The sequence below is a fragment of the Caulobacter sp. 10L414 genome, from assembly GCF_056395525.1.
In genome coordinates this window covers 49,761-65,941 of sequence record NZ_JBFTJR010000012.1, presented here as the reverse complement: position 1 = coordinate 65,941, position 16,181 = coordinate 49,761, and the positions used below count along the sequence as shown (strand labels likewise).

Here is a 16,181-nt window from a genome sequence, read left to right as displayed (position 1 = left end):
GCCATGGAACCGTTCCTCAAGCAGACCCTGGTCTATCTGGGCGCGGCCGTCATCTCGGTGCCGATCGCCAAGCGCCTGGGCCTGGGCTCGGTGCTGGGCTACCTGATCGCCGGCGTGCTGATCGGCCCGGCCATGCTGTCGCTGGTGGGCGAGCAGCACGACGTCATGCGCTTCGCCGAGTTCGGCGTCGTCATCCTCCTGTTCCTGATCGGCCTGGAGGTGCGCCCCTCCACCCTGTGGGAGATGCGCAAGACCATCTTCGGCCTGGGCGGCGCCCAGGTGGTGGGCACGGCCCTGGCCGTGGCCGCCATCGGCTACCTGCTGGGCCTGCCCTGGCAGACGGCGCTCGCCGTGGGCCTCGTGCTGGCCATGTCGTCGACCGCCATCGTGCTGCAGACCCTCGACGAGAAGGGCCTGCGCCAGGGGCCGGTCGGCCGCGCCGCCTTCGGGGTGCTGCTGCTGCAGGACCTGGCGGTGATCCCGATGTTCGCCCTCTTGCCGCTCTTAGCCACCGTGGCGCCCGACGCCCATGCCAGCGACGCCGGCGGCCATGGCGCGAGCCTGATCTCGCACCTGCCGGCCTGGGCTCAGGGCCTGGCCGTGCTGGGCGCGGTGGGCGTGGTCGTCGGCAGCGGACGGTTCATCGTGCGGCCGATCTTCCGCTTCATCGCCGAGGCCCGCCTGCGCGAGATCTTCACCGCCGCCGCCCTGCTGATCGTCGTCGGCGTCGCGGGCCTGATGCAGTCGGTGGGCCTGTCGCCGGCGCTGGGCGCGTTCCTGGCCGGCGTGGTGCTGGCCGAAAGCGAGTTCCGCCGCGAACTGGAGACCGACATCGAGCCGTTCCGCGGCCTGCTGCTCGGCCTCTTCTTCATCACCGTCGGCGCGGGCATCGACCTGACCCTGATCGCCCGCCAGCCCCTGACCCTGATCGGCCTGGTGCTGGGCCTGATGGTGCTGAAGTTCGCGGTGATGTTCGGCATCGCCCGCATCGCCGGGGCGCAGGGGCGCAGCGCCGCCGCCGTGGCCACGGCCCTGGCCCAGGGCGGCGAGTTCGCCTTCGTGCTGCTGAGCTTCACGGTCGGGGCTGGCGTCATCGGCGCGGACCTGGCCGCCCTGCTGACCGCCACGGTCGCGGTCTCGATGGCCCTGACGCCGGTGGCGATGATCCTCTACGAGCGCATCGCCGAGCTGATGAACGCGGCGGTTCCCGACGTCGAGCCCGAGGCCCCGCAGTTCGACGAGGGTGAGCCCGACATCATCATCGCGGGCTTTGGGCGCTTTGGTCAGATCACGGGTCGCCTGCTGCAGGCCAACGGTTTCAAGTCGACGGTTCTCGACAGCGACATCGAGCAGATCGAACTGCTGCGCCGCTTCGGCCGGCGGGTGCACTATGGCGACGCCACGCGCCTTGACCTGCTGCGCGCCGCCGGGGCCGAGCACGCCCGTATGCTGATCGTCGCCCTGGACGACCGCGAGAAGACCGCCGAGCTGGTCGAGACCGCCCGCCGGGCCTTCCCCAACCTGATCATCCTGGCCCGCGCCTGGGACCGCCGCCACGCCTACGATCTTCTGGCCAACGGCGCCGACGCGGTGGAGCGCGAGACCTTCGAGGCGGCCCTGGCGCTGGGCAGCACCGCGCTGCAGAAGCTGGGCTTCCGCGCCCACAAGGCCTTCCGCGCCACCTCGTTCTTCCGCCGCCACGACCGCAAGACCTTCGAGGACCTCAAGCCGATGTGGGGCCAGGAAGAGGCCTACATCCTGGCCTCCCGCGACGCGGCCCAGACCATGGACCGGCTGCTGGCCGCCGACCTTGCGCGCATGCGTCCGGGCGAGGCCGGCGGGGCCTGGGATACGGCCGCCCGCGACGAGGAGCTGCGCAAGCTGGCCCAGCGCAAAGGTGGCGCGGGGGGGCAAGCCGAACCCGCCGAAGCCGACGGCTGGACGGGAACGCCTCCGCAGGGCTAAGGCTGGATCAAGGAAGGGCCGGGACGGTCCGGGAACGACGGGAAAGAAGCGGCATGTATCTGGAGTGCTATCCCACCGAGAGCCGGCCGCCGGAGATCGTGCCGGGGCGCCCGCAGCGGGCCTGGATGGACAACTTCGCCGACCGCCACCCCTATCGCTGCCTGCCGCTGACCATGGCCAACACCACCGGCTGGGAGATCCTGTGCCCGGTCGGCTTCGAGGCCACCTGGAACGGCGGCGTCCACCAGAACGACATCACCTTCAAGTCCGACCACCCGCACCCGGGCTTCGACGACTTCGTCAAGTCGCACTTCTCGCGCGGGACGATCACCTTCCACACCGGCTATCTGTTCCGCACGCCGCCGGACTGGCTGATCTGGACGATGGGCCCGCCCAACCACATCAAGGACGGCATCCAGCCGCTGGCCGGCCTGGTCGAGACCGACTGGTTGCCGTTCCCCTTCACGATGAACTGGGTGTTCACGCGTCCCGGCACGGTGAAGTTCGCCAAGGGCGAGCCGTTCTGCTTCATCACCATGATCCAGGACAAGCCGCTGGAGACGGTGCAGCCGGTCATCCGGCACTTCAACTCCAACCCCGACATGCGCAAGCAGTACGACGTCTGGGCCGAGAAGCGCGGCGAGTTCAACGCCCGCATCGCCGCCCGCGACCCGGCCGCCACCAAGGAGGCCTGGCAGCGCTTCTACTTCAAGGGCGAACTGCCCGAGGAGATCGAGGCCCCCGCCCCCAAGGGCCACGTCAACAAGCGCCGCCTGAAGGCCCCGAAGATCGGGTTCTGACGGCGGGGCTCAGACCCCCAGCCGCCCCCGCAGGCGCTCGGCCACCGCGCCCAGGGTGATCGTCGACAGGGCGTCCTGCACCGCCAGCGGCACGCCCTCGGGCGCGGCCTGCACCAGCTTGCTGGTGAAGTCGGTGATGGCGGTGATGTGCTGGGCCAGGTGGTCGACCGTGTGCAGTTCCTGCATCACGGCCAGGCGCGATTCCGGCGGCGTGTTCTCGAGGATCTTGCCCAGCGCGCTGTCGAGGTGTCCGCAGGCTTCGGCGGCCAGCGACATCTCGACGGACAGCGCTTCGAGCACGGCGGCCAGATCGGGCGTGGTGATGGTTTCCGCGGACATGGTTTCCCCCAGTATTAAGTCTGTCGCCATACCTGACGCAGCGCGTCTTGCCGCCGACTTAAGGGCCGGCGGCGGTGCGACAAATTGACCAACGTTTCTTGGCGGCATGGGTTCTCACGCCGCCGAAGGAACGCTCCGTGTGCGTTTCCAGGCGCCGTAGGCGAAGGCGGCCACGCCCAGCCAGATGAAGACGAACGACAGGGCCCGCAGCGGCGTGAAGGCCTCGCCCAGGAACACGCCCAGCAGGAACTGCAGGGTGGGCGCGATGAACTGCAGGAAACCCATGGCGCTTAAGGGCAGGCGGCGGGCCGACCAGGCGAACAGGGCCAGCGGCACGACCGTCGCCGGGCCGGCGGCCAGCAGCAGGATCGCCGTGCGGGCGTCCTGGGTGAAGTGCCCCGCGCCGGTCGACTGCAGATGCCAGACATAGAGCAGGCCGGGGATCGCCAGATAGGCGCACTCGATGAAGAGGCCCGTCTGGGCGTCGGCCTTCACCTGCTTCTTGAGGATCGCATAGATGCAGAAGCTCAAGGCCAGGCCCAGCGACACCAGCGGCAGGTGGCCGAGCGCAATGGTCTGGATGGCCACGCCGATCGCCGCCAGGCCGATGGCGACCTTGCCCTCGGTGCTCATCCGCTCGCGGAACAGCAGGGCGCCGGCGGCCATGTTCATCAGCGGGTTGATGTAGTAGCCGAGGCTGGCCTCGATCACCCGGCCGGCGTTCACCGCCAGCACGTAGATCGTCCAGTTGCCGAAGATCGCCAGGGTCGAGAGCAGCAGGATCCCGAGGGTCTTGGGCTGGCGCAGCACCTGCGCCACCTGGCCGCCCTGGCGGGCCAGCAGCACGAGGCCCCCGGCCCAGATCACCGACCACAGTGTCCGGTGCGCGATCATCTCGAACGAGGTGACGCCCATGACCGACAGGGTGTGGAAATAGAGGGGCAGGAAGCCCCAGAGCAGATAGCAGCCGACGCCGGCCAGATAGGCCGAACGCGCGTCGCCGTTCTGGCCGCCAACAGTACTGGAAGTCATGGACCGCACCTTTCGCGGAGGGATCTGACAGATGGGGATCCCGGCGTCCGCCCACATCTTGCGGGCCCGCGCTTTGCGGAAGGGTGCGAAGTATCGCCGAAAGGCGGTTCCCGTCGTCCCTCCGCTGGCGGAAGGACGACGGGGGAAGTCGTCCTAGGCCAGGGTCTTCTGCTTGATCAGGCCCTTGTCGTGCAGCAGCTGGGCGATCTGCACGGCGTTCAGGGCCGCGCCCTTGCGCAGGTTGTCGGCGACGCACCAGAGGGCGATGCCGTGCTCGACGGTCGGGTCCTTGCGGATGCGCGACACGTAGACCGGGAACTCGCCCTGGCTTTCCTTCGGCGTGATGTAGCCGCCGTTCTCGCGCTTATCGACCACCACGATGCCTTCGGCGTCGCGCAGGATCTCGCGGGCGTCGTCCTCGTCCAGCGGGCCGGTGAACTCGATGTTGACCGACTCCGAGTGGCCCACCATCACCGGCACGCGCACGCAGGTGGCGACCAGCTGGATGGCCGGATCCAGGATCTTCTGGGTCTCGACGGTCATCTTCCACTCTTCCTTGGTGAAGCCGTCGTCCATGAAGACGTCGATGTGGGGGATGACGTTGAAGGCGATCTGCTTGGTGAACTTCTTGGGCTCGGGCGCGCCCAGGACGAAGACGCCCTTGGTCTGGTCCCACAGCTCGTCCATGCCTTCCTTGCCCGCGCCGGAAACCGACTGGTAGGTCGACACCACCACGCGCTTGATCGGCACCTCGTCGTGCAGCGGCTTCAGCGCCACCACCAGCTGGGCGGTCGAGCAGTTGGGGTTGGCGATGATGTTCTTGGGGATGGAGTTGACGGCGTCCGGGTTCACTTCCGGCACCACCAGCGGCACGTCCGGGTCCATCCGGAAGTGGCTGGAGTTGTCGATGACGATGGCGCCGGCCGCGCCGATCTTCTCGCCCCAGGCGGCCGAGATCGACCCGCCGGCGCTCATCAGCACGATGTCGACCTTCGAGAAGTCGAACTGCTCCAGGTCCTCGCACTTGAGGATCTGGTTGCCGAACGAGACCTCGGTGCCGATGGATTTGCGCGAGGCGATGGCGTGCATCTTCTCCACGGGGAATTTCACTTCCTCGAGGATGTTGAACATCTCGCGGCCCACGTTGCCCGTGGCGCCGACCACGGCGACCCGGTAACCCATCGCAGTCTCCAATCTTTCAGCCCCGACAAGGGGAAATGCGCCGTCCCGTTACGCCTCGTAACGCGGGTAGGCAAGGGCATGGTTTTTCAAAGATGGCGGCGAATGGCCGCGTCTGGAGGAAAAATCTTGCTGGCGTCTATATGGGGAGGATCGGGCGGCTCCCTAAGGGGTCGTCGGACGCTTCGTCCAACTGGACAGCAAGCCCGCGCCGGGCGCATACCCACGCCATGCGCAAGCACGACGCCGACGTCATCATCGCCGGGGCCGGCATGGCCGGAACCACCCTGGCGCTCGCCCTCGCTTCCGGCGGCGTCAAGCCGCTGCTGGTCGATCCGCAGCCCTTCGACGCCCAGCTGGCTCCGACCTTTGACGGCCGCTCGTCGGCCATCGCCTATTCGTCGTTCCGCCAGTGGCGGGCGATCGGCGCGGGCGAGGCCCTGGCGACCCACGCCCAGCGCATCGAGCAGATCCTGGTCACCGACGGCAAGGCGCCGGGCGCCGCCTCGGGCAAGCCCTCGCCCTTCTTCCTGCGTTTCGACAGCGGCGAGATCGCCGACCGTTCGGAAGGCGAGCCCCTCGGCTATCTGATCGAGAACCGCCAGATCCGCGCGGCCCTGTCCAAGGTGGCGATCGAAAAGGGCCTGGAGGTCATCGCCCCGGCCGGCGCGACCGGCCTGGAGGTCGACGCCTCCGAAGCCCGCGTGACCCTGAGCGACGGCCGGGTGCTGAGCGCGCCGCTGGCGGTCAGCGCCGAGGGGCGCAACTCGGCCCTGCGCAAGGCCGCCGGCATCGGCGACATCGGCTGGGGCTACGGCCAGAGCGGCGTCGTCGCCACGGTGAAGATGCAGCACCCGCACGAGGGCGTGGCGCACGAATATTTCCTGCCCAGCGGCCCGTTCGCCATCCTGCCGCTGACCGACAACCGCGCCAGCCTGGTCTGGACCGAGAGCACCGCCCGCGGCGAGGCCCTGCGCCATGCCAGCCCCGAGGCCTTCCATGCCCACCTGATGCGCCGGTTCGGCGATTTCCTGGGACAGGTCGAGATGGCCGGGCCGGTGTTCGTCTATCCGCTGTCGCTGTCGCTGGCCGAGCGCCTGGTCGCGCCGCGCCTGGCCTTGATCGGCGACGCCGCTCACGGCGTGCACCCGATCGCGGGCCAGGGCCTGAACCTGGGCCTCAAGGACGCCGCGGCCCTCGCCGAGGTGGTGGTCGAGGCGATCCGCAACGGCGAGGACATCGGCGCCGAGGCGACGCTGGAGCGCTACGCCCGCTGGCGGCGGTTCGACAACGTCACCAACGCCCTGGCCTTCGACGGCTTCGTGCGATTGTTCTCGAACGACAATCCGCTGCTGCGCGTCGCGCGCGGCGTCGGCATGGCGGCGGTCAACCGCATCGCCCCGGCGCGCCGGTTCTTCATGCACGAAGCTGGCGGCGGGGTGGGCGACCTGCCGAAATTGCTCAGAGGATCACCTCTCCTGTAAGGAGAGGTGTTTTTCCTACTCCCCGTCCGCTAGGCTGCGGGCCTCTTCCGGCAGCATGATCGGCACGCCGTCGCGGATCGGATAGGCCAGCTTGGCCGTATGGCTGACGAGCTCGCCGCGGGCGCGGTCGTAGAACAGCGGCGCGCGGGTCACCGGGCAGACCAGCACCTCCAGCAGGCGCGGATCGACGTCGACGGGCGGTGGCGGAGGAGCAGCGGTCATGGCGCTGTTCTAGAGCCGGCCGGCCGATAGGGAAAGCCCCGTGGCCGGAACCTCTCGCGCATGCTCGCGGTTGTCGCAGAAGCGATAACAACGATCTCGGATAGCGACATGACCGTCATCGAACGGACCTTCCTGGCCGCCGCCGTGGCCACAAGCACCCTCACCCTCGCCGCGTGCGGCTCCATGGGAGGCGGCATGGGCGGCGAAAGCGCCTACAGCCCGCGGCTGTCCAACCAGGCCAGCGACGAGAAGGCCTTCGCCAGCACCTTCGTCTCGTGCCGCGACGAGGTGCGCGCGGGCAAGACCAGCGGCTTCAAGGTGCACCCGGCCAGCGCCACGGCCCGCGACCTGCAGCCCGGCCCCACCGGCCTGGTGCTCAAGGTCCCCTACGACAAGGCCAAAGGCTCCAAGGGCGTGCGCGCCGCGCTGGACGAGCGGCACAAGGCCGCCATGGGGCAGTGCCTGTCCGAAAACGGCTACCAGGTGGCCGCCTGGGATGCAGTGAAGCCCTGACCGTCGCCATTCGTCTGCAGGGACTTCTCAGCGCCCTCCGTTTCGCTACCATGGGTGGTGATCAACGGAGAGCTCGCGATGTCGATCTTCAAGGCGCTGACCCGGTTCGCTGACTTCAAGGGCCGGTCGGACCGGTCGGAGTTCCTGCAGTTCCTGCTTCTGGCCCTGACCCTGGCGGTGGTCACGGCCTGCACCTGGAGCATGGCCTGGGGCCTGGCCGACGGCCTGCGCGGCCTGCCGCCGCACAAGCCGGCCTCGCTACTGCCCTATGTCGGCCTGTTCCTGGCGATCCCGGCGCTGTCGCTGGCCATTCGCCGGCTGCACGACATCGACCGCAGCGGCTGGTGGCTGCTGCTCAACCTCGTGCCGGGCGGGATCGCGGTGCTGATCGTCTTCGTCCTGCAGGACGGCACGCCCGGCGACAACCGCTTCGGACCCGAGCAGCCGAAGGCGGCCGGTCCGGTCGTCGCGGCCTGAGCCCCTACTGCACCGACGGCGGCTCGTCGTCGTCCTGGGCGGCGTCGATCTCCAGCAGCGCGACCAGGGTGCTGCGGCGGTCGGCGATGGTGCGGGCCTCCAGCAGGGCCTGCTTTTCCAGCGGATCGAACGGCAGGGCCATGGCCAGGCTGTTGATCAGGGCGTCGGACGGCGCGGCCTGGGCCTCGTTCCAGTCGATGGCCAGGCCGCGGTGGTCGAGATAGCGGCGCAGGGCGTTGAGCAGCGGCGCGGCGTCGCCGACCGCCTCCTGCTGGTCCTCGCGCAGATCCAGGTCGAAGGGCGTGAAATCGGCCCGCACCTGGCGATAGGGCGTGCGCGCCGGCAGCTCCTCGCCCAGCCGGAACCGCGCCACCCCGGTCAGGGTGATCAGGTAGCGGCCGTCGCTGGTCTCGGCGAAAGTGGTCACCCGGCCCGCGCAGCCGATCGGGGCCAGGGCCGGCCGCGAGGCGTCGCCGCCGGGCCGGGTCTGGACCATGCCGATCATCCGCTCGCCCGACATGGCGTCATCGAGCATGTTGAGATAGCGCGGCTCGAAGATGTTGAGCGGCAGCTGGCCGCCGGGAAGCAGCAGCGCCCCGTCCAGCGGGAACACGGGGATCACCAGCGGCAGGTCGAGGGTCTTCCGGTATACGCCCGGCATGGCGGCCTCCTTGACTGGGTCGGTTCTGAACGCTTGTTCCGGCGGAACGGGTCCCTGGACTTCTAGCTGAAAAGGATCGACGACAGGCGCTTGCGGCCCTGCTTGGCCACTTCCGAGGTCGGGCCGGCGGCCTCGAACACCGTCAGCAGCTGCTTGCGGGCCGCGTCGTCGTTCCAGGTCCGGTCGCGCTGGATGATGGTCAGCAGGTGGTCGCAGGCCGCGTCCAGGCGGCCGGCGCCGGCCAGGGCCTTGGCCAGTTCCAGCCGGGCCTCGTGATCGTCGGCGTTTGCGGCCAGGCGCTGTTCGAAGGCGGCGGTTTCGGACGGGGCGGCCTCGGCCAGCTTGAGCGCGGCGCGCACGCTTTCCAGGTCCGGGTCCTTGGCGTTCTCGGGCGCGCGGGCGACGATCTCGGCGGCCAGATCGGCGTCGCCGCCGGCCAGGTAGCAGCGCGCCAGCCCGCCCAGCGCCTTGATGTTCTCCGGCTCCATCTGCAGCACCTGGGCGAAGGCCTGGGCCGCGCCGCCCAGATCGCCCAGCTCCAGGCTCTCCTTGGCCATGGCCAGCAGCTCGTCCACGGCGCCGGCTTCGGGCGGGCCCGAGATGCGGTCGACGAACTGCCGGATCTGGCTTTCGGGCAGGGCGCCCTGGAAGCCGTCCACCGGCTGGCCGTCGACGAAGGCGTAGACGGTGGGGATCGACTGCACGCGCAGCTGGCCGGCGAAGCCCGGATTCTTGTCGACGTCGATCTTGACCAGCTTCACCGCGCCCTTGGCGGCGGTGACCACCTTCTCCAGCGCCGGGGTCAGCTGGCGGCAGGGGCCGCACCAGGTGGCCCAGAAGTCGACGATGACCGGCTGGGTCTTCGAGGCCTCGATGACGTCGGCCATGAAGCTGGCGTCGGTGCCGTCCTTGATGTGCTCGCTCTTGCCGCCGGCCGGGATGGGGGCCGGCTTTTCACCGATCAGGGACATGACTGCTTCTTCTCTCGTGCGCGGACGCTCAGCGCCGCAAGATGGTCCTTGGCGAGGCGGTTCGCAATCGGGAGGAGAAGGCTTCTTGCCGGGAAGCGGCCCGTTGGCGATGGTAAGCCTCGCCCGCCGGGGGCGTTCCGCAGGGACCGACATGATCCGCCGCCATCCGCTTCACCTGTCGCTGGCCCTGTCGTGCGTGGGGGCGTTCGGCCTGGGGGGCGGTCCGGCCATGGCGGCCAGGCTGTCCTGCGAGCCGCTCTACGCCTTCATTCGCGCGACCCCGCCGACCGACAGCTACGAGGCGGTGTTCTACCGCTCGACCGAGGGGGATCTGGGCGCATTCAACATGAACCCGGTTCTGGCCAGCTCGCCAGAGACGCCGACGCAGGCGCGCATGCTGCTGTGGGACGGCTATCGCGGGCAGCTGCACCATGCGGTGCTGGAAACGATGGCCCGGCAGCTGCGCGACTGCCTTTCGACGCCGGCGGGCCGCCGGCTGTCGGCGAAGCGCCCCGTGAAGGTCAACACCGACTGCACGGGCTATTCCTCCGAGGATGAAGGCCCGTGCGTGCGCGTCAATGTCGGGGCCAGGCGCTAGCCGACGAGCGCCATCGCCTCGAAGTCGACGATCATCGGCTCGACCCCCAGCGCCGCCAGGAACCGGCGAAAGCCCGCCTGGCTGACGGCGGTGGTGGCGTCGTTCTTCAGCGGGTGGAAGTTCACCGGGTCAGCCTGCGCCAGCGCCTTGTCGAGCACGAAGCGGATCCGGCGGTCCTTGTCGTTGATCAGGCCGAAGGCGGTGACCGAGCCGGGCGTGACGCCCAGGGTCTCGACCATCATCGCCTCGGGGCCGAACGACAGCCGGCCCGAGCCGATCACGTGATGCAGCTTCTTGAGGTCGATGGTCGTCTCGCCCAGCGCCGAGATCAGCCACAGCTGGCCCTTGGCGTCCTTGAGGAACAGGTTCTTGGTGTGGCCGCCGGGCAGGGCCTTCTTGATCTCCAGCCCCTCCTCGACGCGGAACACCGGCGGGTGGTCGAGGGTGGCGTGGTCGACGTCGTTGGCGTCGAAGAAGGCGATGAGGTCGGCGCGGGTCTTCATGGCCCCTGTAAAGCGAAAGGCGGGACGGCTGGTCAAGCCGCCCCGCCCTCCGGAAGGCGATCCTGCCTCGCCGACTACTGGGTCAGCGGGCGCAGGATGATCTCGACCCGGCGGTTCTGGGCGCGGCCCTCGGCGGTGTCGTTGGAGGCGATCGGCTGGCGCTCGCCCTGGCCGGCCACGAAGACGCGGTCGGGCAGCACCCGGCCGGGACCGGTCAGATAGCTGGCCACCGAGCCGGCGCGACGCTCGGACAGGGCCTGGTTGTAGTCGTCCGGGCCGCTGCTGTCGGCGTGGCCGACGACGTCGATGGTGGTCTGCGGATAGGCGTTCAGGGTGCGGGCCACGTCGTCGAGCACGCGGGTGAACTGCGGCTGCACGTCCGACTTGTCGACCGCGAAGGTCACGTCGCTGGGCATGACCAGCACGATCTGGTCGCCGTTGCGGCGGATCATCACGCCCGAGCCTTCCAGGCTGCGGCGGAAGTCGGCCTGCTGGCGGTCCATGTAGTTGCCGACCGCGCCGCCGGCCAGGGCGCCGATGCCGGCGCCGATCAGGGCGTTCTTGCGGCCCTGCTCGCCCTTGTTGGTGTTGGTCAGGTAGCCCAGCAGGGCGCCGCCGGCCGCGCCGGCCAGGGCGCCGGTGCCGGTGTTGTTGCGCACGGGCATGCCCGTGTAGGGGTCGGTGGTGGTGCAGGCCGTCATCGCGCCAGCGCCGATCAGGAGCGCGCCGAGAGCGGCGGCGCGGAACGCGGTCTTCTTGGTCATCATCACCGGGGTCCTGTCGTTGTTCGTGCCGAGAGTAGGCTAAGCCGGGCAAACGCGCCCGTTTATAGTCAAGTTCCGACAAACCAGATGAGCGGGGAATGAACGGCCTTCGTTCCGCCGCCTGTTGGGTGTAGTAAGGCCCGTCTTACTAATCCGCGAAGGCCAACCGTGTCCGCATCCGCCATCGAGCCCATCTCCTTCACCCTCTACAGCAAGGACTTCGCGCGCTTCGCCCAGGAGCTGGGCGCGTCGTTCGAACGCTATGGCTTCGCTGTGCTGTCGGAGTACGACCTGCCGCAGGACCGCATCGACGCGGCGATCTCTGACACCAAGGCCTTCTTCGCCCTGCCGGTCGAGACCAAGAAGCAGTACGCCGGGGTCAAGGGCGGCGCGCGCGGCTACATCCCGTTCGGGGTCGAGACCGCCAAGGGCGCCACCCACTACGACCTGAAGGAATTCTGGCACATGGGCCGCGACCTGCCGCCCGGCCACCGCTTCCGCGCCACCATGGCCGACAACGTCTGGCCGGCCGAGATCCCGGCCTTCAAGCATGACGTCAGCTGGCTGTACAACGCGCTCGACAGCATGGGCGGCAAGGTGCTGGAGGCGATCGCCACCTACCTGAAGCTCGACCGCGAGTTCTTCAAGCCGACCGTCGAGAACGGCAACTCGGTGCTGCGCCTGCTCCACTATCCGCCGATCCCGCAGGACGCCACCGGCGTGCGCGCCGGCGCCCACGGCGACATCAACACCATTACGCTGCTGCTCGGCGCCGAGGAGGGCGGTCTCGAACTGCTCGACCGCAACGGCGAGTGGCTGCCGATCAACCCGCCGCCGGGCTGCATCGTCATCAACATCGGCGACATGCTCGAGCGCCTGACCAACCACGTCCTGCCCTCGACCATCCACCGCGTGCAGAACCCGCCGCCCGAGCGCCGCCACCTGCCGCGCTACTCGACGCCGTTCTTCCTGCACTTCGCGTCGGACTACGAGATCAAGACCCTGGACAACTGCGTCACGCCGGAAAACCCGGACCGCTATCCGGAGTCGATCACCGCCGACGAGTTCCTCCAGCAGCGCCTGCGCGAGATCAAGCTGGCCTGATCGGGCCGGCCCTGGATCCAGAATGACGAAGGCCCCGTCCTCGCGGACGGGGCCTTTTTCATGCGCCGCGCCTCGCGGCTGGCTGCTTGGCGGCCCGCTACTTGGCGATCCGCAGGGCCGAGATCTCCTGGGCGATCGACTTGAACGCGGTCTTCAGTTCGCCGCCGGTGGCCGGGAAATAGGCCTGGGTGGTCTTGGTGGCGCAGGCCGTCAGCATCGACTTGGCCGTGGAGTCGACGTCAAAGCCGACCGTGAAGATGATCACGTTCTTGGCCTTGATCTTGGTGCACAGCTCCTTGGCCTGGGCGGTGGCGTCGCCGTTGGTGGCGTTGCAGTTGATGTGGTCGGAGGCCGAGCCGGAGCCTGAGCCGGCGTTGGCGGCGATCACGCCCTTGCAGTAGGGGGTGTTGAAGGCGCCGTCGGTCATCATCACGACGATCTTCATGGTCTCGGCCGTGCCGTAGGCGGCCGGCTTCTGGCTGGTGTTCGGCCACAGATAGCTGAAGTTGGGCGACACCATGTACCAGCCCCAGGCCAGACCGATCTGGCCCGCCGTCGAGCCGCCGTCCTCCAGCGCCGAGATCTGGTTCTTCAGCACCGTGCGGTCGGCGCTCAGGGGCGTGATCTTGGGCTCGGGGCAGGGGTTGGACGAGGCCGGATAGTTGCGGCCGACCAGGGCGGTGGTCGGGGCGTCGTCGGTATAGGCGTAGGTTCCGGTGCGCTCGGTGGCGCAGGTGCTCAGCGCCAGGGTCTTGGCGCTGCCGCTGGCGTTGGTGAAGTTGAGGTTGGCGCAGCTGATGTCGCTGCGCGAGGTGCTCTGGCACGAGCCGTTGCCGTTCGCGCCGGCCGTGGTGGCGGCGTAGGTCGTGCTGGCCGTGGGCGACAGGTTGCTGGTCATGGCCAGGCCCGAGACCGCCGTGATGGTCGGGGTGGCGCTGTTGAGCGCGGTCAGGCCGGTGATGCCGGTCAGCTTCAGCTGGTCGCCCGACTGGAAGACGTGCGAGGCCTTGGTCGTGAAGACGAAGGTGCAGCCCGAGTTCAAGCACTTGTAGACCGAGCCGCCGGTGCCGGCGGTGACCGACGTGCCCGACTGGTTGGCGCCGGTGAACTTGGTGGTCGAGGCCACCGAAGTCACCTTCAGCACCTTGCCGTTCATGCTGCTCTGGTTGGAGCCGAACACCATGGCGTAGTCGTTGACGGCCAGGCCGTGGGCGGCCGAGGTGGTGACCGTCGGCGAGGTGGTGTTGCCGGTGAAGCTCGACACGGTCTTGCTGACGCCGGTGTTCCACGCCGCGGTGGCCAGCGGCGAGTTCGGGATCGCGCCGCGAACGGCGTCGGCGTAGGTGTCGACATTGACGCCCATCGAGTAGGGCACGATGGCGACCTTGGAGTAGTAGGGCGTCTGGACGTCCTGCACGACGATGTCCACCAGATCGGTCGCGGCGGTCTTCAGGTCGGTGATGCGGGTGCCGGCCATCGAGCCGGTGATGTCGAGCACCAGGGCGATTTCCAGGTTGTTGGCGGCGCGCACCACCACCGACTGGGCGCCGACGGTCAGCTTGTTCCTGCCGATCAGCCCCAGGATGATCGGGTCGATGGTGACGCTGGCGGTGCCGGTGACCTGCTTGCCGTTGGTCGAGCCGACGAAGTTGGAGCTGGTCGCGGTCTTGCCGAGCTCGGCGACCAGCGCCGCCTGGCCCAGTGCGGTCAGGGTCGCGGTGTCGGTGGCGGTCGAGCGGGCCGCGATCAGGGTGGCCGCGTCCAGGGAGTCCTGCAGGCGCCGGCGCTCGACGCTCATGCGGCTGAGATCGAAGACGCCGAACACCAGCAGGCACAGGGGGATCAGGCTGAGCGCCACCCAGACGGCGAGGGCGCCGCGGCGGTCGGATCGAAAGCCGCGCAGGCGCGCTGTGGCGCGGGCGAACGCCTCGCCCATGCGGGCGATGGTGCGGCTGCGGACGATCATTGGCGACGACCCCTGGTTCTTTCGCCGGTCAGCATGGCAGGCGACGGTGAACAGGCGGCAAACGGCGCGAAAATTCGCGTTTCTGGGCGCCGGCGCCGGATGGCGGCCGCGGAGGGCTCAGGCGGCGCTGGCCGAACGCCGACCCGCCAAAGGCCGGTTGGCGCCTCGCCTGGAGCGGTCTAGGCAAGGCGCCGACAGGCTGAAGGCGAGGCGGGCATGGACGGTTTCAATCGGCGTACGGTGCTGGGCGGCGCGACCGCGGGCCTGGCGCTCTCGTTGGCCCCGACGGCCTTCGCCGCGACCGGGCGGGCCAAGGTGCTGATGCTGTCGGACCTGCATTCGGCCTATGGCATCACCCCGGCCCTGCTTGCGGCCATGCGCCGCATCGTCCGCCGGGACGCCTCGCCCAGCCTGATCCTGCTGAACGGCGACCTGTTCGAGGCGGGCAACGTGGTGGCCAAGCGCACCGACGGCGCGCTGGACTGGGCCTTCCTGGAAGCCGTCGCCAAGCTGGCGCCGACGGTGATCAACATCGGCAACCATGACGCCGACCTGGTGGAGGACATCGCCGCCGCCGCCGATCGCGCCCGGGCGCTGGGCATCACCGTGATCAGCAACATCGTCGACAAGCGCACCGGCCGGCCGGTGGCCTCCTCGCGGGCCACGCTTGACCTGGGCTTCCCGGTCCACCTGATCGGCTGGGCGACGAACTCGATCGACACCTATCCCAAGGCGATCCGTCCGGACCTCGCCATCCCGGCCCCGACGCCTTGGGCCCAGGCCAACCTGCCGGCCGCGCCGCCGCAGGATGGCATGCTGGTGGTGATGAGCCACGCGGGCCTGCCCGCCGACCGGCCGCTGCTGGCGGGCCTGCCCGAGCGCACCCTGTTCCTGGGCGGCCACAACCACGTGACGGTCGAGCACCGCCAGGGGACCAGCCGCTACGTCCACACCGGCGCCTGGGGCCAGCCGCTGACGGTCGCCACGATCGACCGCGCCCGCAAGGCCGACCCGATCCGCATCTCGCGCGTGGTGGTGGATCCGCGTGGTCCGGCCGATCCGGCCCTGGCGCGCAAGGTCGGCGACACCCTCGCCGCGACCCTGACGCCCGAGGAGCGGGCGGTGGTCGCCAAGGTCCCCAAGGCCTTGTCGCTGGGCGACACCGGCCGTCATGTCGCCGGACTGATGGCCAAGGCGGCCGGCGCCGACATCGGCTTCATGGGCCACACCACCCTGGGCATGGGCCTGCCGGCCGGCGACCTTTCCCGCTACGCCTACGACGCGGTGGTGCGCTTCGACGGCAGGATCGTGAAGGCGCAGGTGGACGCCGCCACTCTTGCCGACATCCTGACCCGCACCGACCAGGACCGAGGCTTCCCGTTCGACAAGCTCACGGGCGACTTCGCCTACGCCAGCGGTCCCACGCGACCCGACAAGACCCACCTGACCCTCGTCACCACCGACTGGTGCGCGGGCCGCCAGCACGAGTATTTCGGCCGCGAGGATCTGGTGTTCAGCGAGACCGGCCTGAAGGTGAAGCCGTCGATCCTGGCCGGATTGGCGGCGCGCTGAGCGCGTCTGGACGGAAGTGGTGTCGCTGATA

Annotated in this window: 17 protein-coding genes; 8 read left to right on the top strand and 9 right to left on the bottom strand. The window is 69.3% G+C overall.

The window, feature by feature from the left end; all coding sequences use genetic code 11:
• Positions 1–3 precede the first annotated feature (3 nt).
• Positions 4–1,965, top strand: coding sequence for a monovalent cation:proton antiporter-2 (CPA2) family protein (locus AC1DCG_RS06780; protein ID WP_477029976.1), 1,962 nt, complete (start codon positions 4–6; stop codon positions 1,963–1,965).
• A 53-nt stretch (positions 1,966–2,018) separates the two neighbouring features.
• Entirely contained in the window at positions 2,019–2,765 is a 747-nt protein-coding gene (locus AC1DCG_RS06775) for a DUF6065 family protein (RefSeq protein ID WP_165262447.1), read from the top strand.
• 9 nt (positions 2,766–2,774) lie between these two features.
• Here AC1DCG_RS06775 and AC1DCG_RS06770 read toward each other — a convergent pair whose 3' ends face one another.
• The 3 genes from AC1DCG_RS06770 to AC1DCG_RS06760 all read right to left on the bottom strand — a co-directional run bounded on the left by AC1DCG_RS06770 (position 2,775) and on the right by AC1DCG_RS06760 (position 5,318).
• Positions 2,775–3,104, bottom strand: coding sequence for a hypothetical protein (locus AC1DCG_RS06770; protein ID WP_477029975.1), 330 nt, complete (start codon positions 3,102–3,104; stop codon positions 2,775–2,777).
• Between the two features lie 114 nt (positions 3,105–3,218).
• Positions 3,219–4,136, bottom strand: coding sequence for an EamA family transporter RarD (gene rarD, locus AC1DCG_RS06765; protein ID WP_477029974.1), 918 nt, complete (start codon positions 4,134–4,136; stop codon positions 3,219–3,221).
• 153 nt (positions 4,137–4,289) lie between these two features.
• Positions 4,290–5,318, bottom strand: coding sequence for an aspartate-semialdehyde dehydrogenase (locus tag AC1DCG_RS06760; protein WP_165262441.1), 1,029 nt, complete (start codon positions 5,316–5,318; stop codon positions 4,290–4,292).
• A 227-nt stretch (positions 5,319–5,545) separates the two neighbouring features.
• On the opposite strand from AC1DCG_RS06760, the gene AC1DCG_RS06755 reads away from it, so the two are divergent.
• Complete coding sequence (locus AC1DCG_RS06755) at positions 5,546–6,799, top strand: UbiH/UbiF/VisC/COQ6 family ubiquinone biosynthesis hydroxylase (protein WP_477029973.1); 1,254 nt, start codon at positions 5,546–5,548, stop codon at positions 6,797–6,799.
• A 15-nt stretch (positions 6,800–6,814) separates the two neighbouring features.
• Here the strand turns inward: AC1DCG_RS06755 and AC1DCG_RS06750 are convergent, their stop codons facing one another.
• Positions 6,815–7,021: a Trm112 family protein gene (locus AC1DCG_RS06750; protein ID WP_058348402.1), complete on the bottom strand. Its 207-nt coding sequence runs from the start codon at positions 7,019–7,021 to the stop codon at positions 6,815–6,817.
• A 108-nt stretch (positions 7,022–7,129) separates the two neighbouring features.
• Here AC1DCG_RS06750 and AC1DCG_RS06745 point away from each other — a divergent pair, with 108 nt between their 5' ends.
• Positions 7,130–7,534 (top strand): hypothetical protein, encoded by a 405-nt coding sequence (locus AC1DCG_RS06745; RefSeq protein ID WP_477029972.1) that lies wholly within the window; start codon positions 7,130–7,132, stop codon positions 7,532–7,534.
• Between the two features lie 78 nt (positions 7,535–7,612).
• Positions 7,613–8,011 (top strand): DUF805 domain-containing protein, encoded by a 399-nt coding sequence (locus AC1DCG_RS06740; protein WP_477029971.1) that lies wholly within the window; start codon positions 7,613–7,615, stop codon positions 8,009–8,011.
• A 4-nt stretch (positions 8,012–8,015) separates the two neighbouring features.
• On the opposite strand, the gene AC1DCG_RS06735 is transcribed toward AC1DCG_RS06740, so the two are convergent.
• Together AC1DCG_RS06735 and trxA are read right to left on the bottom strand one after the other, a co-directional pair.
• Positions 8,016–8,672: an LON peptidase substrate-binding domain-containing protein gene (locus tag AC1DCG_RS06735; RefSeq protein WP_477029970.1), complete on the bottom strand. Its 657-nt coding sequence runs from the start codon at positions 8,670–8,672 to the stop codon at positions 8,016–8,018.
• A 62-nt stretch (positions 8,673–8,734) separates the two neighbouring features.
• Positions 8,735–9,643 carry a thioredoxin gene (gene trxA / locus AC1DCG_RS06730; RefSeq protein WP_477029969.1) on the bottom strand — a complete coding sequence of 303 codons (909 nt, stop codon included), beginning with the start codon at positions 9,641–9,643 and terminating at the stop codon, positions 8,735–8,737.
• 151 nt (positions 9,644–9,794) lie between these two features.
• Here trxA and AC1DCG_RS06725 point away from each other — a divergent pair, with 151 nt between their 5' ends.
• The gene (locus AC1DCG_RS06725; RefSeq protein ID WP_477029968.1) at positions 9,795–10,241 is read left to right on the top strand and encodes a hypothetical protein; all 447 of its coding nucleotides are present in this window, start codon (positions 9,795–9,797) and stop codon (positions 10,239–10,241) included.
• Here the strand turns inward: AC1DCG_RS06725 and AC1DCG_RS06720 are convergent.
• Entirely contained in the window at positions 10,238–10,744 is a 507-nt protein-coding gene (locus AC1DCG_RS06720) for a prolyl-tRNA synthetase associated domain-containing protein (protein WP_477029967.1), read from the bottom strand. The genes AC1DCG_RS06725 and AC1DCG_RS06720 overlap by 4 nt on opposite strands.
• 74 nt (positions 10,745–10,818) lie before the next feature.
• Positions 10,819–11,508: a YiaD family glycine zipper/OmpA-like lipoprotein gene (locus tag AC1DCG_RS06715; RefSeq protein WP_165262427.1), complete on the bottom strand. Its 690-nt coding sequence runs from the start codon at positions 11,506–11,508 to the stop codon at positions 10,819–10,821.
• A 168-nt stretch (positions 11,509–11,676) separates the two neighbouring features.
• On the opposite strand from AC1DCG_RS06715, the gene AC1DCG_RS06710 reads away from it, so the two are divergent.
• The gene (locus AC1DCG_RS06710; RefSeq protein ID WP_477029966.1) at positions 11,677–12,612 is read left to right on the top strand and encodes an isopenicillin N synthase family dioxygenase; all 936 of its coding nucleotides are present in this window, start codon (positions 11,677–11,679) and stop codon (positions 12,610–12,612) included.
• A 97-nt stretch (positions 12,613–12,709) separates the two neighbouring features.
• Here AC1DCG_RS06710 and AC1DCG_RS06705 read toward each other — a convergent pair whose 3' ends face one another.
• The gene (locus AC1DCG_RS06705; protein WP_477029965.1) at positions 12,710–14,578 is read right to left on the bottom strand and encodes a pilus assembly protein TadG-related protein; all 1,869 of its coding nucleotides are present in this window, start codon (positions 14,576–14,578) and stop codon (positions 12,710–12,712) included.
• Between the two features lie 216 nt (positions 14,579–14,794).
• On the opposite strand from AC1DCG_RS06705, the gene AC1DCG_RS06700 reads away from it, so the two are divergent.
• Positions 14,795–16,150: a metallophosphoesterase gene (locus AC1DCG_RS06700; RefSeq protein WP_477029964.1), complete on the top strand. Its 1,356-nt coding sequence runs from the start codon at positions 14,795–14,797 to the stop codon at positions 16,148–16,150.
• Positions 16,151–16,181: the final 31 nt, after the last annotated feature.